Consider the following 23,135-nt stretch of genomic DNA (forward strand, 5'->3'; position numbering starts at 1 on the left):
GTCAGTTACGGGGATGGCGCAGCCGCGCCGAGACCCAGCGGGCCCTGCGGCGCAGGATGCGCGAGATGCCGAGCCGGGGATCGTCCACAACGTGCATAGCCTGCACCCGGCCCTGGAGGCCGTCCCCCTCATGAATGCCCGTAACCGCCGTGGCGGTCGAGCGACGGTTGCGTGCTGCGTCACCGAAGTCGTGCGTCCAGCCCATACCGGGACGTCTGCCCGTGCCTCATGGTCCGTAACCGTCTGTCCGTCAGCCAATTGGCCTATGCGCCGGGCACGTGGCCATTTCTCGGACACGCGTGCCCATCGGCTAGCGGTCGGGCTCGGAATCCTTGAGCCAGTTGATGAGTTCGGCCGAGAACCCGGCCGGGTCCTCCTCGTGCGGGAAGTGACCGAGACCGTCGAAAAGTCGCCAACGGTAGGGCGCCTCGACATACTCGCCGGACCCGGCCGAACTGCGGGTGCGGACCGCCGGATCGAGTGAACCGTGCAGGTGGAGCGTCGGCACCCGGACCGGCCGCTTCATGCGCCGGTTGAACTGGATGCCGTCGGGACGAGCCAGCGAGCGCACCATCCAGCGGTACGGCTCGATCGAGCAGTGTGCCGTCGAGGGGATGCTCATCGCCCGCCGGTAGACGCCCAGCGTCGCCTCGTCGGGGAAGTCCGCCTTGCCCGGTCCCGCCCAGTCGCTGATCAGGCGCGCCACCAACGCGGCGTCGTCGGCCACCAGCTGACGTTCCGGCAGCCACGGCCGCTGAAAGCCCCAGATGTACGAGCCGGCCCGCGACTGGGCGAAGTCGGAGAGCATCGAGGAGCGCCACCGCCTGGGGTGGGGCATCGAGGAGACGACCAGCCGGCGCACCAGCTTCGGGCGCATCACGGCGGCCGTCCAGGCCAGGTAGCCGCCCATGTCGTGGCCGACCAGGGCGGCGTCCGGCTCACCGAGCGACCTGACCACACCGGTGATGTCGAGGGCCAGATTGGCGGGATCGTAGCCGCGGGGGGTGCGGTCGCTGCCGCCGACGCCGCGCAGATCCATCGCCACGGCCCGGAATCCGGCCTCGGCGAGTGCGGGCAACTGGTGGCGCCAGGTCCACCAGAACTGCGGGAAGCCGTGCAGGAGAAGAACCAGCGGCCCTTCACCCATTTCGGCGATGTGGAAGCGGGCGCCGTTCGCCGCGACGTCCCGGTGGGTCCACGGCCCGTCGAGGCGTACGGGGCCGCCGGCCGGGGCGAAGGGGGCGGATTCCGCCGGTGCGGCCGGGCGCGCACGGCCCGCCCGGTCCGCCCGGTCCTCCGGGCCCAGGGGGCCGACTGCGCTGGAATCGGGGACGGTCATGTGGACGAGCGTGCCACAGCGGACGCCTTGTCCCGGACCGGTGCGCTCTCGATGGCGCGGTCGGAGCGGGTGCTGCCGCCCACCGGGAGGATGGCGTCGGCTGCGGTCTCCGGGCGGGGGTGCGGCTTGACGCCCTGCAGGACAGCGGCGGTCTGCTTGGCGGACGCGATGGACTTCTCCGGCGGCTTGACCTTCTTGATCTTCGCGTAGCCGAACAGCGCGAGCAGGATGCCCAGCAGGATGAACGCGCCGCCGACGATCAGGAACGACCAGGCCAGCCCGAGCCCCAGATTGTGGATGCCGTACGCGGCCGCGAAGCTCAGCACCGGGATGGAGAACAGGATCAGCACGCCCGTGACGATGAAGGCCACACTGCCGATGACGCCGCGCTTGACGTCCTGCCGCACCTCGGCCTTGGCCAGGGCGATTTCGTCGTGCACCAGCGCCGACAGCTCGGCCGTCGCCGACGCGACCAACTGGCCGAGACTGCGGTCGGCGCTGCCCGCGTAATTGCCGGGGTCGCTCATCCCTGACTCCCTCTCCCGTTCAACGTGTCCGATGTCAGATCATGCCGGACTGTCCGGCTTGCTGCTCGCTGCCCCCGCCAGTCGGGCACGGCGGCGGTGCTCGGCCGCCTTCTCCTCGTAGATCGCGGCCATTCTCAGGTGGTACGCGGGATCGTCCTGTTCGTAGACGTCCGGTACCCCGGAACCGTCCTCGTCGAGCTCCTCGGCGTCGGACAGTGCCCGGTACTTCCGTACCCGGAGTTTGAGCAGTACACCGGAGAGTACGGCGGCGATGAGGGAGCCGAGCAGAACCGACGCCTTGATCTCGTTGATCATGTCGTCGTCACCGGCGAAGGCCAGCTCACCGATCAGCAGCGACACGGTGAAGCCGATGCCGGCGAGGGTGGCGACGGCGAAGACGTCGGCCCAGGCCAGATCCTTGTTGAGTTCGGCCTTGGTGAGCCGGGTGGTCAGCCATGTACCGCCGAAGACCCCGATGGTCTTGCCTGCGACGAGCCCCAGGACGACCCCGAGGGTCTCGGGCCGGTTGAACACGCCCGCCAACGCACCGCCGGAGAGGGAGACGCCTGCGGAGAAGAGCGCGAAGACCGGCACGGCGAACCCCGCGGACAGGGGATGCACCAGGTGCTCGACCTGTTCGCCCGGCGAATGCTCCTCGCCCTCGCGCCGGGTGCAGCGCAGCATCAGGCCCATGGCGACACCGGCGATGGTGGCGTGGATGCCGCTGTTGTACATCAGGCCCCAGATGAGCAGGGCGAGCGGTACGTAGACGTACCAGCCGCGCACGCCCAGGCGGAGCAGCAGGTAGAAGACGCCCAGGCCGACGAAGGCGCCGCCGAGCGCCAGGAAGTCGATGTCCTCGGTGAAGAAGATCGCGATGACCAGGATCGCGAAGAGGTCGTCCACGACGGCGAGGGTGAGCAGGAAGGCCCGGAGCGCGGCCGGCAGCGAGGTGCCGATGACGGCGAGGACGGCGAGGGCGAAGGCGATGTCGGTGGCGGTGGGGACGGCCCAGCCGCTGGCGGAGCCGTCGCCGGCCACGTTCACCAGCGTGTAGACGAGCGCGGGGACGATCATGCCGCAGAGCGCGGCGGCCACGGGCAGCGCCGCCGCCTTGGGGTCGCGCAGCTCGCCCGCCACGAGTTCGCGTTTGAGTTCGACGCCGGCGACGAAGAAGAAGACGGCGAGCAGGCCGTCGGCGGCCCAGTGCGCCACGGAGAGGTTCAGTCCGAGGCTCCCGGGTCCGATGTGGAAGTGGCTGACGGCCTCGTAGCTCTTGCCGGCGGTGTTGGCCCACACCAGCGCCGCCACCGCCGCGACCAGCAGGATGACGCCCCCGACGGTCTCCGTGCGCAGGGCCTCGGCGACGTAGTTGCGCTCGGGCAGCGGAAGCCGCCCCAGAAAGGTGCGGCGGGGGCCGGGGGGTGCGGGGGTGGACGCGGTCACGGGGGGAGACCTCCGGGTCGGTACGGCAGCGATGGCATGGCTGATGCACTTGCCGACCAGACTTCCCGGCACCCCTGTGGAAATTTTCATTTCTTTTGACGATCAACTGCCACTGTACCCGTGGGGCCCGGAGGCGGGGGTGCGTGGGAGCGGTGATCTTCCCCCCCGGTGCCCGAAGGGCACCCGGCGTGTCGCCGGATGCCCTTCGGGTCGGGTCGGCCCGTATCGGGCCCGGGGCCCTCAGTCCTCGGACGGGGCCGAGGGGAGCTGGCTCTGGATGAGGTCCATGACCGAGGAGTCGGTCAGGGTCGTCACGTCTCCCAGTGCCCTGTTCTCGGCGACGTCGCGCAGCAGACGGCGCATGATCTTGCCGGAACGGGTCTTGGGCAGCTCCGCCACCGGCATGATGCGCTTCGGCTTGGCGATCGGGCCGAGCGTCGAGCCGACGTGGTTGCGCAGCTCGGCCAGCAGGTCGTCGGACGCGGTCGCCGTACCGCGCAGGATGACGAAGGCGACGATGGCCTGGCCGGTCGTCTCGTCGGCGGCGCCGACCACGGCCGCCTCCGCGACGGAGGGGTGCGAGACGAGCGCCGACTCGACCTCGGTGGTCGAGATGTTGTGCCCGGACACCAACATCACGTCGTCCACCCGGCCCAGCAGCCAGATGTCGCCGTCCTCGTCCTTCTTGGCGCCGTCACCGGCGAAGTACTTGCCCTCGAACCGGGACCAGTAGGTGTCGAGGAAGCGCTGGTCGTCGCGCCAGATGGTGCGGAGCATCGACGGCCACGGCTCGGTGAGGACCAGGTAGCCGCCTCCGCCATTCGGGACCTCGTTGGCCTCGTCGTCCACGACGGTCGCCGAGATGCCCGGCAGGGCGCGCTGGGCGCTGCCCGGCTTGGTGTCCGTGACGCCGGGGAGCGGCGAGATCATCATCGTGCCGGTCTCGGTCTGCCACCAGGTGTCCACGATCGGGCACTTGTCGGCGCCGATGTGCTTGCGGTACCACATCCACGCCTCGGGGTTGATCGGCTCACCCACCGAACCGAGGACGCGCAGCGACGACAGGTCGAACTTGGCGGGGATGTCGTCTCCCCACTTCATGAACGTACGGATCGCGGTCGGCGCGGTGTAGAGGATCGTGACGCCGTACTTCTGGATGACCTCCCAGAAACGCCCCTGGTGCGGGGTGTCGGGGGTGCCCTCGTACATCACCTGCGTGGCGCCGTTGGCCAGCGGCCCGTAGACGATGTACGAGTGCCCGGTCACCCAGCCGATGTCGGCGGTGCACCAGTAGACGTCGGTCTCCGGCTTGAGGTCGAAGACCGCGTGGTGGGTGTAGGCCGCCTGGGTGAGGTAGCCGCCGGAGGTGTGCAGGATGCCCTTGGGCTTACCCGTGGTGCCCGACGTGTACAGGATGAAGAGCGGCTGCTCCGCCTCGAACGCCTCGGGGGTGTGCTCGGTGGACTGGCGGCCGGTGATGTCGTGCCACCAGATGTCACGGCCCTCGGTCCACGCGGTGTCCTGGCCGGTACGGCGGACCACGACGACGTGCTCCACGCCGTCGATACGGGAGACGGCGTCGTCCACCGCGGGCTTGAGCGCGGAGGGCTTGCCGCGGCGGTATCCGCCGTCGGCGGTGATGACGACCTTGGCGTCCGCGTCCTGGATGCGGGCCGCGATGGCGTCGGCGGAGAAGCCGCCGAACACCACCGAGTGCGCGGCGCCGATGCGGGCGCAGGCCAGCATCGCGACGGCGGCCTCGGGGATCATCGGCAGGTAGACGGCGACGCGGTCGCCCTTGCCGACACCGAGCTCGGTGAGGGCGTTGGCGGCGCGCGAGACCTCGTCCTTCAGCTCCGCGTAGGTGATGGCGCGGCTGTCACCGGGCTCGCCCTCGAAGTGGATGGCGACCCGGTCGCCGTTGCCCGCCTCGACGTGACGGTCCACGCAGTTGTACGCGACGTTGAGCTTGCCGTCCGCGAACCACTTCGCGAAGGGCGGGTTGCTCCAGTCGAGCGTCTCGGTCGGCTCGGTCTCCCACGTCAGGCGCCGGGCCTGCTCGGCCCAGAAGCCCAGCCGGTCCGCTTTGGCCTGCTCATACGCCTCGGCGGTGACGTTGGCGTTGGCGGCCAGCTCGGCAGGCGGAGAGAACTTCCGCTCTTCCCGAAGCAGGTTGGCCAGGCTTTCGTTGCTCACGACTTCTCCCAGTCCCAGGGTGTCCGTTGTGTCCCGGGCATAGCTCATCAGTCCGAAGGCCGGGTGACAAGGGTCTGCCGGGAATTGGTTTAGACCTGTGTCTCGTGTATAAGGCATGATCCCGCTTCCGTACCGGCGCGGCGCGTCGAATCGACGTGTTTGCGCCAGTGCGGCGGCCGGTCCGGCCCGGAAGCGGGGTCACTGGGACTCACGTACCCGACGTGCCTGCGGTTCAGGCCCCGGAACGGGCCAACTCGGCCGGACGGGCGGGCGTGACCGGGTCGAACACTGCGGCTCGCCCCTCCTTCGCACCCGCTGCTTCGGTCAGCAGATACGACTGGGCCTCGGCCACGTGGAAGTACATCCCGTGGAGCTGCAGGGTGCTTTCGGCGATGCGGCGGGCCACTGAGGGGTGGGCCCTCAGATGGTCGAGCTGCTGCATGACGTTGGTCAGGCAGAGCTGCTCCACTGTATCGGCGGGCGCCCGGCCGGCGATACGGGCTCGGACCTCGCCGGCCGCGGTCATCCGGCCCAGGCTCGGCAGCCCGTGCCGGAGCCAGCGCGCGAGTGAGGTGCCCGGCGCGTGCGGCGAGGGGGCCGGGGCATTGGCCAGCAGCGCGTTCATCGCACCGCAGCCCGAGTGCCCGCAGACGGTGATGGACTCGACGCCGAGCACATCCACGGCGTACTCGATCGCCGCCCCCACGGAGTGGTCGCCCTGCTCGGAGCCCGGGAGCGGGACCAGATTGCCGATGTTGCGCACGGTGAACAGATCACCGGGACCGCTGGCCGTGATCATGCTCGTCACCAGGCGGGAGTCCGCGCAGGTGATGAAGAGCTGAGAGGGGCGCTGGCCTTCTCTGGCGAGGCGCGCCAGCTCCGCGCGGACCAGGGGCGCCGTATCGCGCTGGAAGGAGCTGAGTCCTCTGACCAGCCGGTGTCCGCCGTGTCCGCCGTGGGCGGCGGGGCTGGTGGGGCTTTCGGCCGCGTTGGGCCTGGCCGGTCCGGCGTGCTCGGTGGCGGCGGGGGCCGAACGCGAGGCGGGGGCCGATTGCGAGGCGGGGGGCGTCGGCGCGGGTGAGCCGGCGGGGGGTGCCTGGGCCGACGCGGGCGTGGCGGGCGTCGCGGGGACTTCGGGGGCTTCGGGGGCGGTGGGGGCCGACTGGGATGGAGGTGGGCGGTGCGCGGGCTGTGGAGCCGCATCCGCAGGAGCGCCGGTGCCGGGGTGGGGCGGGGCGGAAGTCGGAGCCGGGGCGATGACGCCGATGGCTGGGGCTGTCGTCGGGGAGCCGGTGGTGGACGCGGGGCGCGGTTGGCTGTCGGCCGTCTGTGGCGGAGGCGCGTGCTCCGGCCGGTCGTGACAGTGATGGTTGCGCCATGGCGTCCACGGTCGGCAGCAGGAGTGAGCTGCGGCAGCGGGCTCGGCGATCCTGCCACCCGAGCGTCCGGCGAAGGCAACCTGCCCGCCGTGCGCCGTATGGGCGTTGCTCCAGTCCTGGATGGCTTCGTAGGCGGCGTGATCCATGAAGAAGCCGTCCAACTCGACCACCGCGTCCGCGCCCTGGGGCAGTCCTGCCAGCATCCGGCTCAGGCGCGGCACGGCCAGGAACGTCAACTGGCCTCGTACGAGCACATGATGCTGCCCGTTCAGGGTGGAGATGGTGATCCGGGTCCGGCCGAGGCGGTGCAGCGCGACGGCCACCGCCACGGCGATCCCGATCGCGACACCCTTGAGGACGCCGACCACCAGCACCCCGGCGATCGTCGCGCCGTAGACCAGGAACTCCCGGTGTTTGTGGACGTTGCGGATGTGCGCGAGGCTCACCATCTTGAGGCCGACCATCATCACCAGCGCCCCGAGGGCTGCCAGCGGGATCAGCTCCAGCGCGGCGACGAGCAGCCCGGAGGCGAGCAGAATCCACACGCCGTGCAGCACGGTCGAGGCACGGCCGGTCGCCCCGGCTCTCACGTTGGCCGAACTGCGCACGGCTCCTCCGGAGACCGCGAGCCCACCCAGCAGCCCGGACACCATGTTGGCGATGCCCTGTGCGCGCAATTCCCGGTCCAGGTCGGAGCGCTTCAACGGGGGCGGCGCGAGACGGACGGGGCCGGCCGGTGCGGCGGGGGCATCGGAGCGGTCGGGGGTATCGGGGACGTCGGGGCCGGGCGCCACGGGGGAGCCCACCGCGTGGGCGCGGTTCCGGTCGGCGGCCAGCTTGTCCACCGCGACGGCGGCCAGCAGCGACTCCAGGCTGGCCACCAGCATCATCGTGAACACCGCTGTGGCCAGGCCGAACACCGGCCCGTGCGGCAACTCGGGCAGGGCGTGCGAGCTCCAGGAGGGCAGGTCCACCCGGGCGATCGACGGGGCCGCCCAGGCTGCCGCGGCCGTGGCCAGGGCCACTGAGGCCAGGGCCGCCGGGGCCCGGCGCAGGAGCCGTCCGGCACGGCCTGGCAGCAGCGGCCACAGGACGAGGACGGCGACGGTGAGCCCGCCGATCAGCGGGGCGGCGGGGTCGACACGCGCCAGCTGTTCCGGGAGGTGCAGGACGTTGGAGATGGCCGAGCTCTGGGGCGATCCGCCCAGCACGATGTGCAGTTGAGCGAGCGCGATCGCGACACCGATACCGGCGAGCGTGCCGTGGACGATGGCGGGGCTGACGGCGAGAGCGCTGCGGGCCGCCCGCAGGGAGCCGAGCACGAGTTGGAGCAGGCCCGCCCCGATGGTGATGGCGCAGGTGGTGCGCCAGCCGTAGACCTGGATTGTCTGGGCCGTCACCACGGTCAGTCCGGCGGACGGGCCGGAGACCTGGAGAGGTGTGCCGCCGAGAAGCCCGGCGACGATGCCGCCGACTGCGGCTGAGAGGAGGCCCGCCTCCAGAGGGGCTCCCATGGCCACGGCCAGGCCGAGCGACATGGGGATGGCGAGCAGAAAGACGGTGATGGACGCGGAGACATCGGCGCCCGCGATGAGGAATCGTCCGCCGCGCGGCGGCGGGCTGTGTGGTCGCTTGACTCCCAGGGAGCGGGAAGGCCGCGAACTACGGGATGAGTGGTCGTGACGAGTGGGTACGCAGGCAGACATATTTCCGGTCTCCTCCTGGGCGGCGCGGTCTCGGAACCCGATGACGCGGCCGTGGGTGACGGTATGCAGCGGCGAGGTATTTCCAACTCTCGGTAAACAGACGGTAATGGAGAGTAAAGATCTGTGTCCAGGATTGCTGGCAAATAGGCCGTCTAGCCACCCATTCCGGTGAATAGGCATCTTTTCATTCGGCCTGTCGCTCCCACTCTTCGTCAATGCGTGCGACCTTGACGGGGCCGTGTCGGCACTCGGCGCAAGCTACCTGCGAGGAAGAGGTGGGCGGATGATGGCCGCCACGAAGAGGATCGCCCTCGGTGTCATGGCCGCCGCGCTGGTCGCGGGGGCGGCCGGATGCTCGGGGATCGGTTACGGATCGGGGGACTCCGGCCCCGGAGCCGTCAATGGCGCCGCGGGCGAGAAGAAGAAGGCCGCCGAGGCGGCCCCCAAGAGCGTGTTCCGGGCGATCGGTGACGGTTCCACCGCGTTCACGGGTGCCCAGCCCGAGCAGCCGGCGGTGAAGCGCCTGGCGGTGGGGCAGAAGCCGCCGCAGTTCGTGGTGTTCTCGTGGGACGGTGCGGGCGAGGACAGCCAGCGGCTCTTCTCGCACTTCCGCGAAGTGGGCAAGAAGTACAACGCGTCGATGACGTACTTCCTCAGCGGCGTGTACCTGCTGCCGGAGACGAAGCGCGCACAGTACGACCCGCCCAAGCACAACGCGGGCAGCTCGGACATCGGATTCAACGACACCGAGGGCATCCGGAACACTCTCACCCAGCTCCGCGGAGCCTGGGAGGACGGGAACGAGATCGGCACCCACTTCAACGGCCACTTCTGCGGCAAGGACGGCGGCGTGGGCACCTGGTCCGTCGAGGAGTGGAAGAGCGAGATCAGCCAGGCGAAGTCCTTCGTCAAGAGCTGGAAGTCGAACGCCCCGCTCCTCAAGGCCGAGAAGTCGCTTCCCTTCGACTACGACAAGGAACTCGTCGGCGGCCGCACCCCTTGTCTGGAGGGCAGGGAGAACATGGTGGCGGCAGCACGCACCATGGGGTTCCGCTATGACTCCAGCGGCGTCAACGACCAGGTGTGGCCCGCGAAGGAGAACGGGATCTGGGACCTCTCCATGCAGCTCGTCCCCGTTCCCGGGCGCGACTTCGAAACGCTGTCGATGGACTACAACTTCATGTTCAACCAGTCCGGGACCACCCAGGGAGACCCGGAGAAGCGCGAGTTCTGGGGGAACCAGATGCGCGACGGGCTGCTCCAGGCCTTCGACCGCGCGTACAAGGGCAACCGTGCGCCGCTGATCATCGGCAACCACTTCGAGTCCTGGAACGGCGGTACGTACATGCGGGCCATCGAGGAGACGATCGCGACCGTCTGCACCAAGGAGGAAGTCCGCTGCGTCTCGTTCAGACAGCTGGCGGACTGGCTCGACGCCCAGGACCCCGCAGTGCTGGCGAAGCTCCGGACGCTGAAGGTCGGCCAGGCGCCCAAGGCGGGATGGCCCGCGTTCCTCAAGGCGGGCGCGGGTGCCGGCCGGGACGGGGCGGCCTCGGAGGCGCCCGCAGCGGCGGCGGGGAATCCGGCCGGACGCTGAGTTCGGGCATGGCCCCCGGCGCCGGGCAGGAGATGTGCCCGGCGCCGGCCGTCGCGTCCATCGCGGTTCCGGCGGCTCAGCGGGTGGGCCGCACGGAACCGCCGTTCCTCAAGCGGGCTGGGCGGCTTCGGCGTGAATGAAACGCTCATCCAGCACGAATGCCGGATCGACCTGGGCGGCGAGGTCCGCCCCGGTCTTCTCGTTCCCCCAGCTCTCCGCGTTCTTCAGATGGAAATGAACCATCTGGCGCGTGTACCGGCCCCAGTCCCGCCGCTCGTACGAGTCCTCCGCAGCGTCCTGGAGGCGCTGCAGGGCCATCCTGTTGTCCGCTTCGAGCAGTTCGAAACGCGCCGGGCGGCCCTTCTCCATGGCCCGTACCCAGTCGGAGTGGCCGACGGTTACCAGCAGGTCGTCACCCACCTCGGCGCGCAGGAACTCCAGGTCGTCCTCGCCCTGCACCTTGTTCCCGACGACCTTCAGGTCGACGCCGAAGTCCCGCGCGTACTCCTTGTACTGGCGGTAGACCGAGACGCCCTTGCGGGTGGGCTCGGCGATGAGGAACGTCATGTCGAAGCGGGTGAACATCCCGGAGGCGAAGGAGTCCGAACCGGCCGTCATGTCGACCACCACGTACTCGTCGGGGCCGTCGACGAGGTGATTGAGGCAGAGCTCGACCGCGCCGACCTTGGAGTGGTAGCACGCCACGCCGAGATCCGACTCGGTGAACGGCCCGGTCGCCATCAACCGGATGTCTCCGTCGTCGAGCCGGACCGTACGGGCGCAGGTCTCGAAGATCGGGTTGTCCTCGCGCACCCGCAGGAGCCGCGAGCCTTCGCCGGGCGGCGTCGTTTTGATCATCGTCGCCGCCGAGGCGATCCGCGGATTGCTGCCGCGCAGGTACTCCTTGATCAGAGGCAGCTGCGCCCCCATGGCGGGCAGTGCGGCGGATTCGTCCTCGTCGAGGCCGAGGGCGGCTCCGAGGTGCTGGTTGATGTCGGCGTCCACGGCGACGACGTGAGCTTCATTGGCGGCGAGGTGGCGGATGAAGAGCGAGGACAGCGTCGTCTTGCCGCTGCCGCCCTTCCCTACGAAAGCGATCTTCATGTTCACCTAGGGTAGTCGATCGATCGCTTTGTGTTCTCCGCTTGCGTGAAGAAGGCCACTGCGGACCGGTCGGGACGGGCGGGGCGCGTAGCCTCGCTACTTATGAGTACGACTTCCTCGGACCCGCTCGCCGCCCTGGGCGCTCTGCCGGGCGTGAACGACGCGGTGGACTCCGTACGCAAGGCCGTCGACCGGGTCTACGGGCACCGCGTGATGCGGCGCCGCAGCAACGAGGTCACTGCGGAGGCCGCGCTGCGGGGGGCCCGTGGGTCGGCGGCGCTCTCCGGTGCCGACTGGAACCTGGAGGAGGTGCGCCGGCGCACCGACTTCAGCGGCGACGACGAGGCCCGCGTGGTCGGAGCCGCCCTGCGGCTGACGGCGGAGGCGGGGCAGCTCCTCTCCATCTGGCGTCAGTCACCCGTGCGGGTCCTCGCCCGGCTCCACCTCGTCGCGGCGGGCGGCGCCAAACCCGAGGACGCCGTCGGACGGCCCCGGCTCGCCGGTGAGCCGGTGGACGAGCCGCTGATCGACGCGCCGCTGCCGAGCGCCGACGAGGTCGCGGGCCGGCTGGACGGACTCGGCCGGCTCATTCTCGCCGGGAGCCAAGCGCCCGCCCTGGTCACCGCCGCCGTCGTCCACGGAGAACTGCTGGCCCTGCGCCCCTTCGGGTCGCACAACGGCCTGGTGGCGCGTACGGCGGAGCGGATCGTGCTGATCGGAAGCGGACTCGACCCCAAGGCGATCTGCCCGGCCGAGGTCGGACACGCCGAACAGGGGCGCGCGGCCTACACGGCAGCCTTCGAGGGCTATCTGTCAGGCACTCCCGAAGGCATGGCGACCTGGATCGAGCACTGCGGGCGCTCGGTGGAACTCGGCGTCAGGGAGTCGACGGCGGTGTGCGAGGCGCTTCAGCGAGGTGCCGCGTAGCGGCCGCACCCGACGAACGCGGACATGATTGCGGCGGTACCGGGACCGGTACCGCCGCTGGCACGTCCATCCGGTTACCAAGCGTCCTCGATATGTGCCCATCAGGTCGGGGTCTTTGCCCGCTCCTGGTGCGGCTGGCCCGTAATCGACGGGTCGACGTCGCGTGGGTGCCGGGTCTCCGTGCGCGGTCCGTGGGGCCTTGCTGCGTAAACAGGTCATCCTCTCGGATGTCCTTGGTCTCGCGGGCCGTTGACTCCTTTGTACTCCAGGGGCGGGACAAGCGGTAGTGGGAGCCGCACTTCTTTACTTTTAGGTTCAATTACGGACGAGTCGGTCCAATGGGCTCGTCAGGCGGGAGTTGCCGAGGCCCGACGCCGGGCGGCGAACCACACGACTCCCGCCGTGAGCGCGGCGGCGCTCACCGCTGCGGCCGCCATGAGCGCGGGACGCGGGGGCAGGGAGAGGGCCGAGAGGCGCTGCTTGAGCCGGACGGGTCGGTTGAAGACGAGAATCGGCCACTCCCGCAGGGTCGCCTCGCGGCGCAGCGCCCGGTCCGGGTTGACCGCGTGCGGGTGCCCCACGGCCTCCAGCATCGGTACGTCGGTCGCGGAGTCGCTGTACGCGTAGCAGCGGGCCAGGTCGTACCCCTCGGAGGCCGCGAGCGCCTTGATCGCCTCGGCCTTCGTGGGGCCGTACGCGTAGTACTCGATCTCGCCCGTGTAGCAGCCGTCGTCGCCGACGACCATGCGGGTGGCGACGACGCGGTCGGCGCCGAGCATCTCGCCGATCGGTTCGACCACCTCGGCGCCCGACGTCGAGACGATCACGACGTCGCGTCCGGCGGTGTGATGCTCCTCGATGAGCGTCGCCGCTTCGTCGTAGATGATCGGGTCGATCAGGTCGTGCAGGGTCTCGGCCACGAGTTCCTTGACCTGCTGGACGTTCCAGCCCTTGCAGAGCGCCGAGAGGTATTCGCGCATCCGCTCCATCTGGTCGTGATCCGCTCCTCCGGCGAGGAACACGAACTGTGTGTACGCAGTGCGCAGCACCGCGCGACGGTTGATCAGTCCGCCGTGGTAGAAGGACTTGCTGAAGGTCAGCGTCGAAGACTTCGCAATGACCGTCTTGTCCAGGTCGAAGAAGGCGGCTGTGCGCGGCAAGAAGCGGTTTTCCACATGGCAGAGCATAGGGGCCCGCCATTCGGCGTAAACCCCGGCGCGTGGGTTTGCCTGAGAAGGCCCTCGGGTACACCATGGAAGTCACGGATCGTTCGCGACCGTGCTAACCCCGGTCCGGCTCCTCCCCCCCCGAGTCGGCCGTGGGGACGACCCCCGCTCTCCCCCCCGGCGGGGGTCGTCGCATGTCCGGACGCGGTTTGACGCGCGGATTCAACCATTTCTCTTCCTTCCGCTCCATGCCCGGCTGTGCGGTCGGGCTGCTGACTTCAGCGTGCGCCGTGACCGTGGGTAGCGAAAGTGTCGCGCCTGGAAGTCACCGGTACGAGCGACGGAGTTATTCACAACCACTGAGTTGTCCACGGTTTTCCAGCAAGATCCACATGATTTCCGGAACCGTCGCACCGTGATTCCACCCGTGAAGTCCACGGGTACCGGAATCGCTGTTCTCGGATGTGCTCCGAGATCGCCGTGAACCGCGGCGAAGGCGAGTGAGGGAGCGGTGGTGAGATGAGCGTGGCTGAATCCAGTGCCCGGGAGCGATTGACGGCCGCCGGCGCGCGACGGGGCGGACCACTGATCGTGACCGAGGACGTGGAGTTGCTCGACGATCTGCTGAGGCTGTGCGCAGCGGCCGGCACAGAACCGGAGGTGCATCACACCCTGCCCGACCGTCGAGGAGGCTGGGAGCAGGCCCCCATGGTCCTCGTCGGCGACGACGCGGCTGTGCGGTGCCGCGGCGCGGCGCGCCGGACCGGTGTCATGGTCGTCGGGCGGGACCGGGAGTCGCCCGAGGTCTGGCGCCGAGCTGTCGAAATCGGCGCCGAGTACGTGATCCGGCTGCCCGAATCGGAGGGCTGGCTCGTCGACCAGATCGCCAACGCGGCGGAAGGCATCGGCCGGCCCGCGCTCACGGTGGGGGTGGTCGGGGGCAGAGGAGGCGCGGGCGCGTCCACCCTGGCGTGCGCCCTCGCGGTGACGGCGGCCCGAGCCGGGCACCGAACCATGCTCATCGACGGGGACCCGCTGGGTGGAGGGATCGATGTGCTGCTCGGGGGCGAGCGGGCCGAGGGAATGCGCTGGCCTGATTTCGCCCACTCCGAGGGGCGGGTCGGCGGCGGAGCCCTGGAGGAATCGCTGCCCGCGATGCATGGGCTGAGGGTGCTCAGCTGGGGCCGTGACGACTGGGTGGTCATCCCCGCGCCCGCGATGCGGGCGGTGCTGGCCGCGGCGCGCAGACTCGGTGGAGTGGTGGTGGTCGACCTGCCGCGCCGGGTGGACGAGGCGGTGGCCGAAGCCCTGGCCCAGCTCGATCTCGGGCTCGTGGTCGTCCCCGGGGAACTGCGCGCGGTCGCGGCGGCGAAGCGGGTGGCGTCCATGGCCGGCATGGTTCTCGACGATCTCCGTGTCGTGGCCTGCGGTCCCTATGCGTCCGGGCTCGACGAGGGGTGGGTGGCCCGAGCCATGGGTCTGCCGCTGGTGGGCGAAGTGCCCCGGGAGCGGGGGCTGTCGGCCGAGCAGAACCTGGGCCAGCCTCCGGGAGGCAACACGCGCGGCCCGCTCGCCCGGTTCTGCGCCGCCTTCTGGGAGCAGGCGCTCGTGGCGGAGGGCGCCCACAGCCCGGTTGCCGGAGGCGTCTCATGAGCGAGGCGCTGCTCGATGCCGTCAGGCAACGGCTCGCGCACAGCGGCACGGCGCCGACACCGGCCGGAGTCGCCGCCGCGCTACGGGCGCAGGGCCGGTTGCTCGGCACGGCGGAAGTGCTGGGCCGGGCGGACGAGCTGCGGGGCGAGCTGATCGGAACCGGGGTGCTGGAACCGCTCCTGACCGATCCCGGTGTCACGGACGTCCTGGTGTCCGCACCCGATCGCGTCTGGGTGGACCGGGGCGGCGGGCTCGAACTCACCGAGGTGACCTTCGCGGACGCGGCTGCCGTCCGCAGACTGGCCCAGCGGCTCGCGGCCGTGGCGGGGCGCCGGCTCGACGACGCCAGGCCCTGGGTGGACGCCAGACTGCCGGACGGCACCCGGATGCATGCCGTGCTCCCACCGGTGTCGGTCGGATCGACGTGCCTGTCGCTGCGAGTGGTCAGGCCTCGTGCCTTCTCGCTGGCGGAGCTGGTCGGGGCCGGAACCGTGCCTCCGGGAGGCGACCGGGTGCTGCGGGCCCTGGTGGAGGCACGGGTGTCGTATCTGATCAGCGGCGGCACGGGGGCGGGCAAGACCACCCTGCTGTCGAGCCTGCTGGGCGCGGTGGGGCCGCATGAGCGCATCGTGCTCGCCGAGGACTCCTCCGAGCTGCGACCGGACCACCCGCATGTCGTACGCCTGGAATCGCGCCCCGCGAACCAGGAAGGTGCCGGACAGGTCACCCTTCGCGACCTGGTGCGCCAGGCACTGCGCATGCGGCCCGACCGGCTGGTGGTCGGTGAGGTGCGCGGCCATGAGGTCACCGAACTCCTGGCCGCCCTCAACACAGGACATGAGGGGGGCTCAGGCACGGTTCACGCCAACGCCGCCGGGCATGTACCGGCGAGGCTGGAGGCGCTCGGAACCGCTGCGGGGCTGGACCGGGTGGCACTGCACAGCCAGTTGGCGGCGGCTCTGTCCGTCGTGGTCCACCTGGCGAGGGATCGCGCGGGGCACCGGCGGATCGCCGACATCCATGTGTTGGAGCGGGACGGCGCCGGGCTGGTGCGGACGGTTCCGGCGCTGCGCTGGGGCGTCGACGGCTGGCAGCGGGAGCGCGGCTGGGACCGGCTGCACACACTGATCGGGGACGCGCTGTGACGGCCTCCGCCGGAGCCCCGGCGATGGTGCACGCGGCGGTGCTGTGCGCGGTGATGGCGGTCTGGCTGGTGGTGGGGGCGCAGGGTCGTTCCCTGCGGAGAGCGCGGACGCTGTTCTTCGGCGCAAACGAGCAGCCACTGCTCCAGGAATGGCGGTGGAAGGCTCGCGCCCTGGTCGAGAAGCGGCTGAGGGGGCGGTGGGAGTGGCTGTGTCTCCCGGTGGCCTGCGCAGTGGCGCTGCTCGGTCGATCCGTACTGCCGTTGATCGCGGGGCTCGTCGCGGTTCCCCTGGCACGACGGTGGTTGGAGAAGAGACGGGCGCGCGGCGCAGAGGACGCGAAGGGCGCCGGAGTGGTGGACCTCTGCGGGGCGCTGGTCGGAGAGCTGAGGGCAGGACATGAGCCGGGGCAGGCGCTGCTCGTCGCGGTGCGCGACACGGATGTGCTGGGCGAGGCCGGGGCACGGCTGTCGGCGGCGGCGCGGTTCGGCGGCGACGTACCCAAGGCGCTGGTCCAGGCGGCGGGCGAGCCGGGGCTGGACGGGCTGGCAGGAGTGGCCGCCTGCTGGCGGGTGGCGGTGGGCAGTGGGGCGGGCCTCGCGGCGGGCCTGGCCCGGCTGGAAAGCGCGCTGAGAGCGGACCGCCGCCGACGCGAGGAGCTGCGGGCGCAACTGTCGGGAGCGTGGTCGACGGTCGTCCTGCTCGCCGTGCTCCCCGTACTCGGCATGGGGCTCGGGGCCGCCCTCGGAGCGCGGCCGCTGGAGGTGCTGCTCCACAGCACCGCCGGGCTGGTCTGCCTGGTGACGGGCGGGCTGCTGGAGGTGTGCGGTCTGCTCTGGGCCGCACGCATCGTCCGGGCGGGGGAAGCGGGATGAACGCCCCGAGCGGTGAAGGCGTCCGGGTGGCGCAGGCCCTGGGGATGGCGGTGGTGCTCTATGCCCGCGTGGTTCTGCCGCTGGCCCGGCGGCAGACCGGCAGACGAACACGGCGTCGGGGTGAGCGGCTTCTGGCGGTGACCCCGGTGGAACGTGCCGTGGGTTCGTCCCGGTGGCCCGGCTTCCGGGCGGGCGGGTCGGAAGGGTCGGGCCGTGCCGTTCCGGTCGGCGCGGTCGGACAGTGGGCGGCGTTGGCGGCGATCGTGCCGGCCGGGTGGTTCCTCGTGGGCGGCCCGGTGGGATGGGCGGCCGGCCTGGCCGCGGCCTACGGCGCACGGTGGTGGTGGCGCAAGCGGCTCGGGAGCGCCTCCGCATCCGCAGAGGCGAAGGAGCGATCGGCGGAGGCCGCGCGGCAGCTGCCCATGGCGGCGGACCTCCTGGCGGCCTGCAGCTCCGCAGGCGCCGGTCCGGTGGAAGCCGCCGAGGCTGTGGGGGAGTCGCTGGGCGGTCCGGTGGGTGAACGGCTCGCCCGTACGGCGGCGGAGATCCGGCTCGGGGAAGACCCCGCTGTCGCCTGGGGGCGGTTCGGCGAGCTACCGGGGGCCGCGGGCCTAGCCCGCTGTCTGGACCGGGCGGCTTTGACCGGTGCGCCGGCGGCGGAGCCGGTGGCCCGGACGGCCGAGGCGTTGCGGGCCGACCGGGCGAGAGCGGCCGTGACACGGGCTCAGAAGGCGGCCGTGATGGTCACCGCGCCCGTGGGGCTCTGCTTCCTTCCCGCCTTCCTGGCGGTGGGGGTCGCGCCGGTGGTGATCGGGCTGGCCGGGGGCTTGCTGCGGCCCGCGTGAGGCGAGGCGTGCACACGTAAAGATTTTTCGGGTGTTTCTGTACACAACTGACCTGTTGGGGGTTCGAAGGCATGCGCAAGATCAAGAACTGGATGCGGTCCGTGGCTCGTGTTGTCCGCTCGCGGGGGGACGGCGGTATGACGACGAGCGAGTACGCGGTCGGCACGATCGCGGCGTGCGCCTTTGCCGCGGTCCTCTACAAGGTGGTCACCAGCGCGGCGGTCATGTCCCAGTTGCAGTCGCTGCTGAAGGGCGCCCTCGATGCGAAGTTCTGAGGCCGCCGGTCGGGTGAACGGGTACGGGGCCGGGCGGGGCAGGCCTGTGGCGGGTGGCGGGCCGTCGGGGGACAGGGGAGCGGTGACGGCCGAGGCCGCCATGGTGATTCCGGTGCTGGTCGCCTTCGCGCTGGCGTTGCTCTGGGCGCTCATGGCCGCGTCGGCGCAGATCCGCTGTGTGGACGCCGCCCGCGCCGGTGCCCGTGCGGCGGCTCGCTCGGAACCGGCGCCGCAGGTTCGGGAGGCCGCGCTCGCCGCAGCGCCCGACGGGGCTTCGGTCGAGGTGGAGCGGACCGGAGGGCTGTGGCGGGTGAGGATCGCCGCCCCGACGCCCGGACCCGGGCGCCTCGCTGTGACTCTGCGGGCGGAGGCAGCGGCGGCCGCGGAGGATACGCCGGTACGGGCCGCCGACCCGGCCGGCGCGGGGGCGGGGGCGGGCCCGGCCGTGGGGGCGGCGGGGAGAGGGGGCGAGCGGTGAGGCGGTGCGGTGGTGGGCTGGTCGGGAGCCCGGCGCGGAGCGTGGGTCGCGTGGACCGGCGGTCGGTCCCTCGACCGGCTCCGCCCCCGCCCCCGGGGCCCGGTCTGCGAGTCCTGCGGCGATTCGGCGGTAGGCAGGAGCCGAGGGGTGATCAGGGGCTGGCCACCGTGTGGGCGGTGGTGACCGCGGCGACGTTGTGCGCCGTGTTCGCGGTGGTCCTGGCGTTGGGGCAGGCGGTGGCCGCCCGGCACCGTGCCGGGGGCGCGGCCGACCTGGCGGCGCTGGCGGCGGCCGACCGGGCCCTGGAGGGCGAGGCGGCGGCCTGTGCGTCGGCGGATGAGGTGGCCGGGGCGCAAGGGGCGGAGGTGGTGCGGTGCGCGATCGTGGGGGAGGTCGCCGATGTGACGGCCAGAGCGCGGTTCGGGCCGTACGCGCCGGAGGTCAGGTCTCGGGCGGGCCCTGCGTCGGAGGCTCCTCCGCCGACGCCGGACGGGAAGGGCCTCGCCGGTCCGGCGACCCCGGCGCCGGCGCCGGCCCAGGCCCGGGCGGCCCAGGCTCCGGTGCTGCCTCCGGCCCTGGCTCCGGGCCCGCCTCCCCTGTTCCCGAACCCGAACCCGACCTCGGCCCCGAACCCGACCCCGCCCCAGACTCCGGTTCGCCCGGTGCGTGGCGGAGGAGTTCCGTGAGGAGGCGGACGGCGCCTCGTTTGTGCAGGGGGTCGTTGCCGTTGCCGCACTTGGGGGACTGGATGCAGGACGGGCAGCCCGCGTCGCACTCGCAGGAGGCGATGGCCTCCCGCGTGGCGGTGAGCCACTCGCGGGCGGTGTGGAACGCGCGCTCGGCGAACCCGGCGCCGCCCGGATGCCCGTCGTACACGAAGACGGTCGGCAGCAGGGTGTCCGGGTGCAGCGGGACGGAGACCCCGCCGATGTCCCAGCGGTCGCAGGTGGCGAAGAGCGGCAGCATCCCGATCGACGCGTGCTCGGCGGCGTGGAGCGCGCCGCCGAGGATCTCCGGATTGATCCGGGCGGCGTCGAGCTGGTCCTCGGTGACCGTCCACCACACGGCGCGGGTGCGCAGGGTCCGGGGCGGCAGGTCCAGCTTGCTCTCGCCGAGCACCTCACCGGTGATCAGCTTGCGGCGGAGGAAGGAGACGACCTGGTTGGTGACCTCGACGGACCCGAAGCAGAGGCGTCCGTCCCCCCAGGGGATCGCGGTGTCGGTGTCCAGGACGGCGATGGAGGTGGTGTCGCGGGCGGTGGTCGAGTACGGCGGGTCGGCCTGCTCGACCAGGGCCACGGAGTCCGCCAGGTCCAGCTTCCGGACCAGGTAGGAGCGGCCCTGGTGGAGGTGGACGGCGCCTTCGTGGACGGCGCTGTGGGCGGCGGACTCGTCCACGGTGCCCAGGAGCGTCCCGGTGCCCTCCTCGACGATCTGGACGGGCCGGCCTCCCTCGCCCCGGATGTCGGTGAGGTCGGCGGCCCGCTCGCGCCGGGTCCAGTGCCACCCGGACGGCCGTTTGCGGAGCAGCCTGGCCGTCTCCAGCTGGGGGAGCAGACCGGCCGCTGCCGGTCCGAACAGCCGGAGGTCGTTCTCGGTGAGGGGCAGCTCGGCGGCGGCCGCACAGAGGTGGGGGGCGAGGACGTACGGGTTGTCCGGGTCCAGGACGGTCGACTCCACGGGCTGCCGGAACAGCGCCTCCGGGTGGTGGACCAGAAAGGTGTCCAGCGGATCGTCGCGGGCGACCAGGATGGCGAGGGCGCCCTGGCCCGCCCGTCCGGCCCGGCCCGCCTGCTGCCACAGGGAGGCCCTGGTGCCCGGGTATCCGGATATGACGACGGCGTCCAGGCCGGACACGTCGATGCCGAGTTCCAGGGCGGTGGTGGCGGCGAGGCCCAGCAGCCGGCCGGAGTGGAGGGCGCGTTCCAGGGCGCGGCGTTCCTCGGGGAGGTACCCGCCCCGGTACGCGGCGATCCGGGGCGGCAGGGAGCGGTCGACCTCGGCGAGGCGCTCCTTGGCGATGACGGAGATCAGCTCGGCGCCGCGCCGGGAGCGCACGAAGGCGACCGACCGGACGCCCTGGAGGGTGAGGTCGGTGAGCAGGTCGGCGGTCTCGGCCGTGGCGGTACGGCGGACCGGGGCGCCCTTCTCGCCGTGCAGTTCGGTCAGCGGGGGCTCCCACAGGGCGAAGACCAGTTCGCCGCGCGGGGAGGCGTCGTCGGCCACCTCCGTGACGGGCAGGCCGGTGAGGCGGCCGGCCGCGAGGGCGGGCTCGGCGGAGGTCGCGGAGGCGAGGAGGAAGACGGGGTCGGAGCCGTAGCGGGCGCAGAGGCGGCGCAGCCGGCGCACCACCTGGGCGACGTGGGAGCCGAAGACACCCCGGTAGGTGTGGCACTCGTCGATGACGACATAGCGCAGGGAACGCAGGAAGGAGGACCAGCGGGGGTGGGACGGGAGGATGCCGCGGTGCAGCATGTCGGGATTGGTGAGGACGTAGTTGGCGTACTGGCGCACCCACTCGCGTTCCTCGACGGGGGTGTCGCCGTCGAAGACGGCGGGCCGGATGCCGTTGCCCAGCGGAGCCGCGAGCGCCGCGACGGAACGGCGCTGGTCGGCTGCCAGGGCCTTCGTGGGCGCGAGATACAGCGCGGTGGCGCCGCGCCCGTTGGGGGCCTCGGAGCCGTCCAGGAGGGCGCTGAGGACCGGCGCGAGGTAGGCCAACGACTTGCCGGAGGCCGTACCCGTGGCGATGACGACCGAGGCGCCGTCCAGGGCGTGCTCCGCGGCGGCCGCCTGATGGGCCCAGGGATGGTCGATGCCGGCCTTCTGGATGGCGGCGATCACTTCCGGACGGATGCGGTCGGGCCAGACGGCATGGGTTCCCTCGCGCGGGGGCAAGTGCTCCGTATGAGTGATGCGCGCGGAGCGGCCCGCCCCGGCGGCGAGCCGGTCGAGGACCATGTCCGGAGAGGGGCGGGAGCCCCCGCTCTCCGGGGGTCGACTGGGGCAATGATTCTTGGCCATCGGCACCGAGTCTGTCACTGGCAGGGCGGACAATGGTCCCAAGGCGTCGTGCATGGCTGCCGGTAAGTGATTGAATGCCATCGCGGCTGGCGATCCGTCCCCCGGCTCCGTCGGGGAGACCGAGGGGCGACCGCTCGATAGCAAGGTGCTGGAGGATCCGTGGACCTGTCCTTGTCGACTCGCAATGTGTCCGGCCCTGGTGGCGACCGTACGGTCGTCGAGGTCGGTGGCGAGATTGATGTGTATACCGCGCCCAAGCTGCGCGAGCAGTTGGTCGAGTTGGTGAATGACGGCAGCTACCACCTGGTTGTCGACATGGAAGGCGTCGACTTCCTCGACTCCACCGGCCTCGGCGTGCTCGTGGGCGGCCTGAAGCGGGTGCGGGCCCACGAGGGCTCGCTGCGCCTGGTGTGCAACCAGGAGCGCATTCTCAAGATTTTCCGGATCACCGGTCTGACCAAGGTGTTCCCGATCCACACCACGGTCGACGAGGCCGTCGCGGCCACCGACTGACGTCCGGCCCGGCGCCGGCCCGGTCATGTGCCGGTCCGGCGCCGGTGTTCGCGAGCCTGCGGGGTCACCCGGTCGGTGGCCCGCGGCCGGTTCATTTGCCGGTTCTCCGCTTCGCCCGGCGGAGTCCGCCCGGCCGGAAAAAGCCGGGGCTCGTCAGACAGAGCCAGGGGCCCCTGGGCCATGGGGCCCGGTCCTGGCATGCACATTCGTACGTTCGAGGGGGATCGCATGGCCACCGTTGAACTCCGCTTCAGCGCCCAGCCCGAACACGTCAGGACCGCCCGACTCGTGGCGGCGGCCGTGGCGCGCAGGGCCGGGGTGGACGAGGCCGTGCTCGACGAGGTCCGGCTCGCCGTGGGCGAGGCGTGCAGCCGCGCGGTCGGCCTGCACCGCAGCCATGGCATCACCGCCCCCGTCGCGGTCTTCCTGATCGAGGAGGAGAAGACCTTCGCCATCGAGGTCGGCGACGAGGTGCCGGGCCCCGGTGCGGACGGCTCGGTTCCGGGCGGTGTCTCCGGGCGGCGTGCCGCGCACGGCGGCGGGCTCGACGACCCCGAGCCGATGGCGGACGACGAGGACGAGATGGGCCTCGCGGTCATCAGCGGCCTTGTGGACGACGTGGAGGTCAGGTCCGGTGCGGACGGCGGCGTGATCCGCATGAGCTGGCCCAAGACGCCGGTCGCCGTTCTTCCCTGAGCGAGGCGCGTCTCCCCGAGCGATGCGCTTCCGCCGCGAGCGGTGCGCGTCTTCCCCTGAGCGGTGCGCGCGACACGCCCGGGCGGTGAGAGCGACTCAGATCCCGTGCGGGCGTGCGGCCTGACGCTGTGTGGGGTGTGCTCGTGCGGGCAGAGGGCGTACCGACACGGGCCCTTCTCGTACGAGTGAGGGGTCGTTCGTGTGTTCCCCTCGGTGAGGGCTGTCCGGGTGAGTTGCGTATGCCTCA

19 protein-coding genes and 1 pseudogene are annotated in these 23,135 nt (G+C 71.4%); 11 read left to right on the top strand and 9 right to left on the bottom strand.

The features are described from left to right. Position 1: 1 nt before the first annotated feature. From OG710_RS14970 to OG710_RS14995, 6 genes are all read right to left on the bottom strand, one after another. On the bottom strand, positions 2-205 hold the full coding sequence (locus OG710_RS14970; protein ID WP_111329991.1) for a hypothetical protein: 204 nt from the start codon (positions 203-205) through the stop codon (positions 2-4). A 105-nt stretch (positions 206-310) separates the two neighbouring features. Beyond that, entirely contained in the window at positions 311-1,339 is a 1,029-nt protein-coding gene (locus tag OG710_RS14975; protein ID WP_330239773.1) for an alpha/beta fold hydrolase, read from the bottom strand. After that, positions 1,336-1,866 (bottom strand): phage holin family protein, encoded by a 531-nt coding sequence (locus tag OG710_RS14980; RefSeq protein WP_330239774.1) that lies wholly within the window; start codon positions 1,864-1,866, stop codon positions 1,336-1,338. The genes OG710_RS14975 and OG710_RS14980 overlap by 4 nt, the downstream gene beginning before the upstream one ends. A 39-nt stretch (positions 1,867-1,905) precedes the next feature. After that, positions 1,906-3,312 carry a Na+/H+ antiporter NhaA gene (gene nhaA / locus OG710_RS14985; protein WP_330239775.1) on the bottom strand — a complete coding sequence of 469 codons (1,407 nt, stop codon included), beginning with the start codon at positions 3,310-3,312 and terminating at the stop codon, positions 1,906-1,908. A 240-nt stretch (positions 3,313-3,552) separates the two neighbouring features. After that, on the bottom strand, positions 3,553-5,556 hold the full coding sequence (acs, locus tag OG710_RS14990; protein ID WP_330239776.1) for an acetate--CoA ligase: 2,004 nt from the start codon (positions 5,554-5,556) through the stop codon (positions 3,553-3,555). A 184-nt stretch (positions 5,557-5,740) separates the two neighbouring features. Next, positions 5,741-8,593: a bifunctional SulP family inorganic anion transporter/carbonic anhydrase gene (locus OG710_RS14995; RefSeq protein WP_330239777.1), complete on the bottom strand. Its 2,853-nt coding sequence runs from the start codon at positions 8,591-8,593 to the stop codon at positions 5,741-5,743. 283 nt (positions 8,594-8,876) lie between these two features. On the opposite strand from OG710_RS14995, the gene OG710_RS15000 reads away from it, so the two are divergent. Further along, positions 8,877-10,190, top strand: a complete 1,314-nt coding sequence (locus tag OG710_RS15000) for a hypothetical protein (RefSeq protein ID WP_330239778.1) — start codon at positions 8,877-8,879, stop codon at positions 10,188-10,190. A gap of 108 nt (positions 10,191-10,298) precedes the next feature. Here the strand turns inward: OG710_RS15000 and OG710_RS15005 are convergent, their stop codons facing one another. Beyond that, the gene (locus tag OG710_RS15005) at positions 10,299-11,294 is read right to left on the bottom strand and encodes an ATP-binding protein (RefSeq protein ID WP_111335352.1); all 996 of its coding nucleotides are present in this window, start codon (positions 11,292-11,294) and stop codon (positions 10,299-10,301) included. 102 nt (positions 11,295-11,396) lie between these two features. Here OG710_RS15005 and OG710_RS15010 point away from each other — a divergent pair, with 102 nt between their 5' ends. Beyond that, positions 11,397-12,221, top strand: a complete 825-nt coding sequence (locus OG710_RS15010; protein ID WP_330239779.1) for an oxidoreductase — start codon at positions 11,397-11,399, stop codon at positions 12,219-12,221. A 347-nt stretch (positions 12,222-12,568) separates the two neighbouring features. On the opposite strand, the gene OG710_RS15015 is transcribed toward OG710_RS15010, so the two are convergent. Further along, positions 12,569-13,408: an HAD family hydrolase gene (locus OG710_RS15015; protein ID WP_111329999.1), complete on the bottom strand. Its 840-nt coding sequence runs from the start codon at positions 13,406-13,408 to the stop codon at positions 12,569-12,571. Positions 13,409-13,978: 570 nt separating this feature from the next. Here OG710_RS15015 and ssd point away from each other — a divergent pair. The 7 genes and pseudogenes from ssd to OG710_RS31305 all read left to right on the top strand — a co-directional run. Further along, a complete protein-coding gene (gene ssd / locus OG710_RS15020) occupies positions 13,979-15,040 on the top strand; it encodes a septum site-determining protein Ssd (protein WP_330239780.1) in 1,062 nt (353 codons plus the stop codon). After that, a complete protein-coding gene (locus OG710_RS15025; protein WP_330239781.1) occupies positions 15,037-16,185 on the top strand; it encodes a TadA family conjugal transfer-associated ATPase in 1,149 nt (382 codons plus the stop codon). The genes ssd and OG710_RS15025 overlap by 4 nt, the downstream gene beginning before the upstream one ends. A gap of 23 nt (positions 16,186-16,208) precedes the next feature. Beyond that, entirely contained in the window at positions 16,209-17,057 is an 849-nt protein-coding gene (locus OG710_RS15030; protein ID WP_330242256.1) for a type II secretion system F family protein, read from the top strand. Next, positions 17,054-17,902, top strand: coding sequence for a type II secretion system F family protein (locus OG710_RS15035; RefSeq protein ID WP_330239782.1), 849 nt, complete (start codon positions 17,054-17,056; stop codon positions 17,900-17,902). Before OG710_RS15030 ends, OG710_RS15035 begins: the two co-directional genes overlap by 4 nt. Positions 17,903-17,973: 71 nt before the next feature. Then, positions 17,974-18,177, top strand: coding sequence for a DUF4244 domain-containing protein (locus OG710_RS15040; protein ID WP_111330002.1), 204 nt, complete (start codon positions 17,974-17,976; stop codon positions 18,175-18,177). A gap of 82 nt (positions 18,178-18,259) precedes the next feature. After that, positions 18,260-18,655 (top strand): TadE family type IV pilus minor pilin, encoded by a 396-nt coding sequence (locus OG710_RS15045; protein ID WP_443064261.1) that lies wholly within the window; start codon positions 18,260-18,262, stop codon positions 18,653-18,655. A gap of 203 nt (positions 18,656-18,858) precedes the next feature. Next, positions 18,859-19,056: pseudogene (locus OG710_RS31305) on the top strand (Rv3654c family TadE-like protein); the annotation flags it as partial. Between the two features lie 40 nt (positions 19,057-19,096). Here OG710_RS31305 and OG710_RS15055 read toward each other — a convergent pair. Further along, entirely contained in the window at positions 19,097-21,760 is a 2,664-nt protein-coding gene (locus OG710_RS15055) for a DEAD/DEAH box helicase (protein ID WP_330239783.1), read from the bottom strand. Between the two features lie 78 nt (positions 21,761-21,838). Between OG710_RS15055 and OG710_RS15060 the strand changes: the two genes are divergently transcribed. Continuing rightward, positions 21,839-22,192, top strand: a complete 354-nt coding sequence (locus tag OG710_RS15060; protein WP_003967428.1) for an STAS domain-containing protein — start codon at positions 21,839-21,841, stop codon at positions 22,190-22,192. A gap of 228 nt (positions 22,193-22,420) precedes the next feature. Beyond that, positions 22,421-22,888: an ATP-binding protein gene (locus tag OG710_RS15065; RefSeq protein WP_330239784.1), complete on the top strand. Its 468-nt coding sequence runs from the start codon at positions 22,421-22,423 to the stop codon at positions 22,886-22,888. Positions 22,889-23,135 lie beyond the last annotated feature (247 nt).

The organism is Streptomyces sp. NBC_00525, from assembly GCF_036346595.1.
Lineage (GTDB): Bacteria > Actinomycetota > Actinomycetes > Streptomycetales > Streptomycetaceae > Streptomyces.

Coding starts and splice junctions, on each gene's coding strand:
- OG710_RS15005 (WP_111335352.1), bottom strand. CDS start 11,294: ATGAAGATCGCTTTCGTAGGGAAGGGCGGCAGCGGCAAGACGACGCTG.
- OG710_RS15025 (WP_330239781.1), top strand. CDS start 15,037: ATGAGCGAGGCGCTGCTCGATGCCGTCAGGCAACGGCTCGCGCACAGC.
- OG710_RS15010 (WP_330239779.1), top strand. CDS start 11,397: ATGAGTACGACTTCCTCGGACCCGCTCGCCGCCCTGGGCGCTCTGCCG.
- acs (WP_330239776.1), bottom strand. CDS start 5,556: ATGAGCTATGCCCGGGACACAACGGACACCCTGGGACTGGGAGAAGTC.
- OG710_RS15000 (WP_330239778.1), top strand. CDS start 8,877: ATGATGGCCGCCACGAAGAGGATCGCCCTCGGTGTCATGGCCGCCGCG.
- OG710_RS15030 (WP_330242256.1), top strand. CDS start 16,209: ATGGTGCACGCGGCGGTGCTGTGCGCGGTGATGGCGGTCTGGCTGGTG.
- OG710_RS15055 (WP_330239783.1), bottom strand. CDS start 21,760: ATGGCATTCAATCACTTACCGGCAGCCATGCACGACGCCTTGGGACCA.
- OG710_RS14995 (WP_330239777.1), bottom strand. CDS start 8,593: ATGTCTGCCTGCGTACCCACTCGTCACGACCACTCATCCCGTAGTTCG.
- OG710_RS15065 (WP_330239784.1), top strand. CDS start 22,421: ATGGCCACCGTTGAACTCCGCTTCAGCGCCCAGCCCGAACACGTCAGG.
- OG710_RS14980 (WP_330239774.1), bottom strand. CDS start 1,866: ATGAGCGACCCCGGCAATTACGCGGGCAGCGCCGACCGCAGTCTCGGC.
- OG710_RS15040 (WP_111330002.1), top strand. CDS start 17,974: ATGCGCAAGATCAAGAACTGGATGCGGTCCGTGGCTCGTGTTGTCCGC.
- OG710_RS14970 (WP_111329991.1), bottom strand. CDS start 205: ATGGGCTGGACGCACGACTTCGGTGACGCAGCACGCAACCGTCGCTCG.
- OG710_RS15015 (WP_111329999.1), bottom strand. CDS start 13,408: ATGCTCTGCCATGTGGAAAACCGCTTCTTGCCGCGCACAGCCGCCTTC.
- OG710_RS14975 (WP_330239773.1), bottom strand. CDS start 1,339: ATGACCGTCCCCGATTCCAGCGCAGTCGGCCCCCTGGGCCCGGAGGAC.
- OG710_RS15035 (WP_330239782.1), top strand. CDS start 17,054: ATGAACGCCCCGAGCGGTGAAGGCGTCCGGGTGGCGCAGGCCCTGGGG.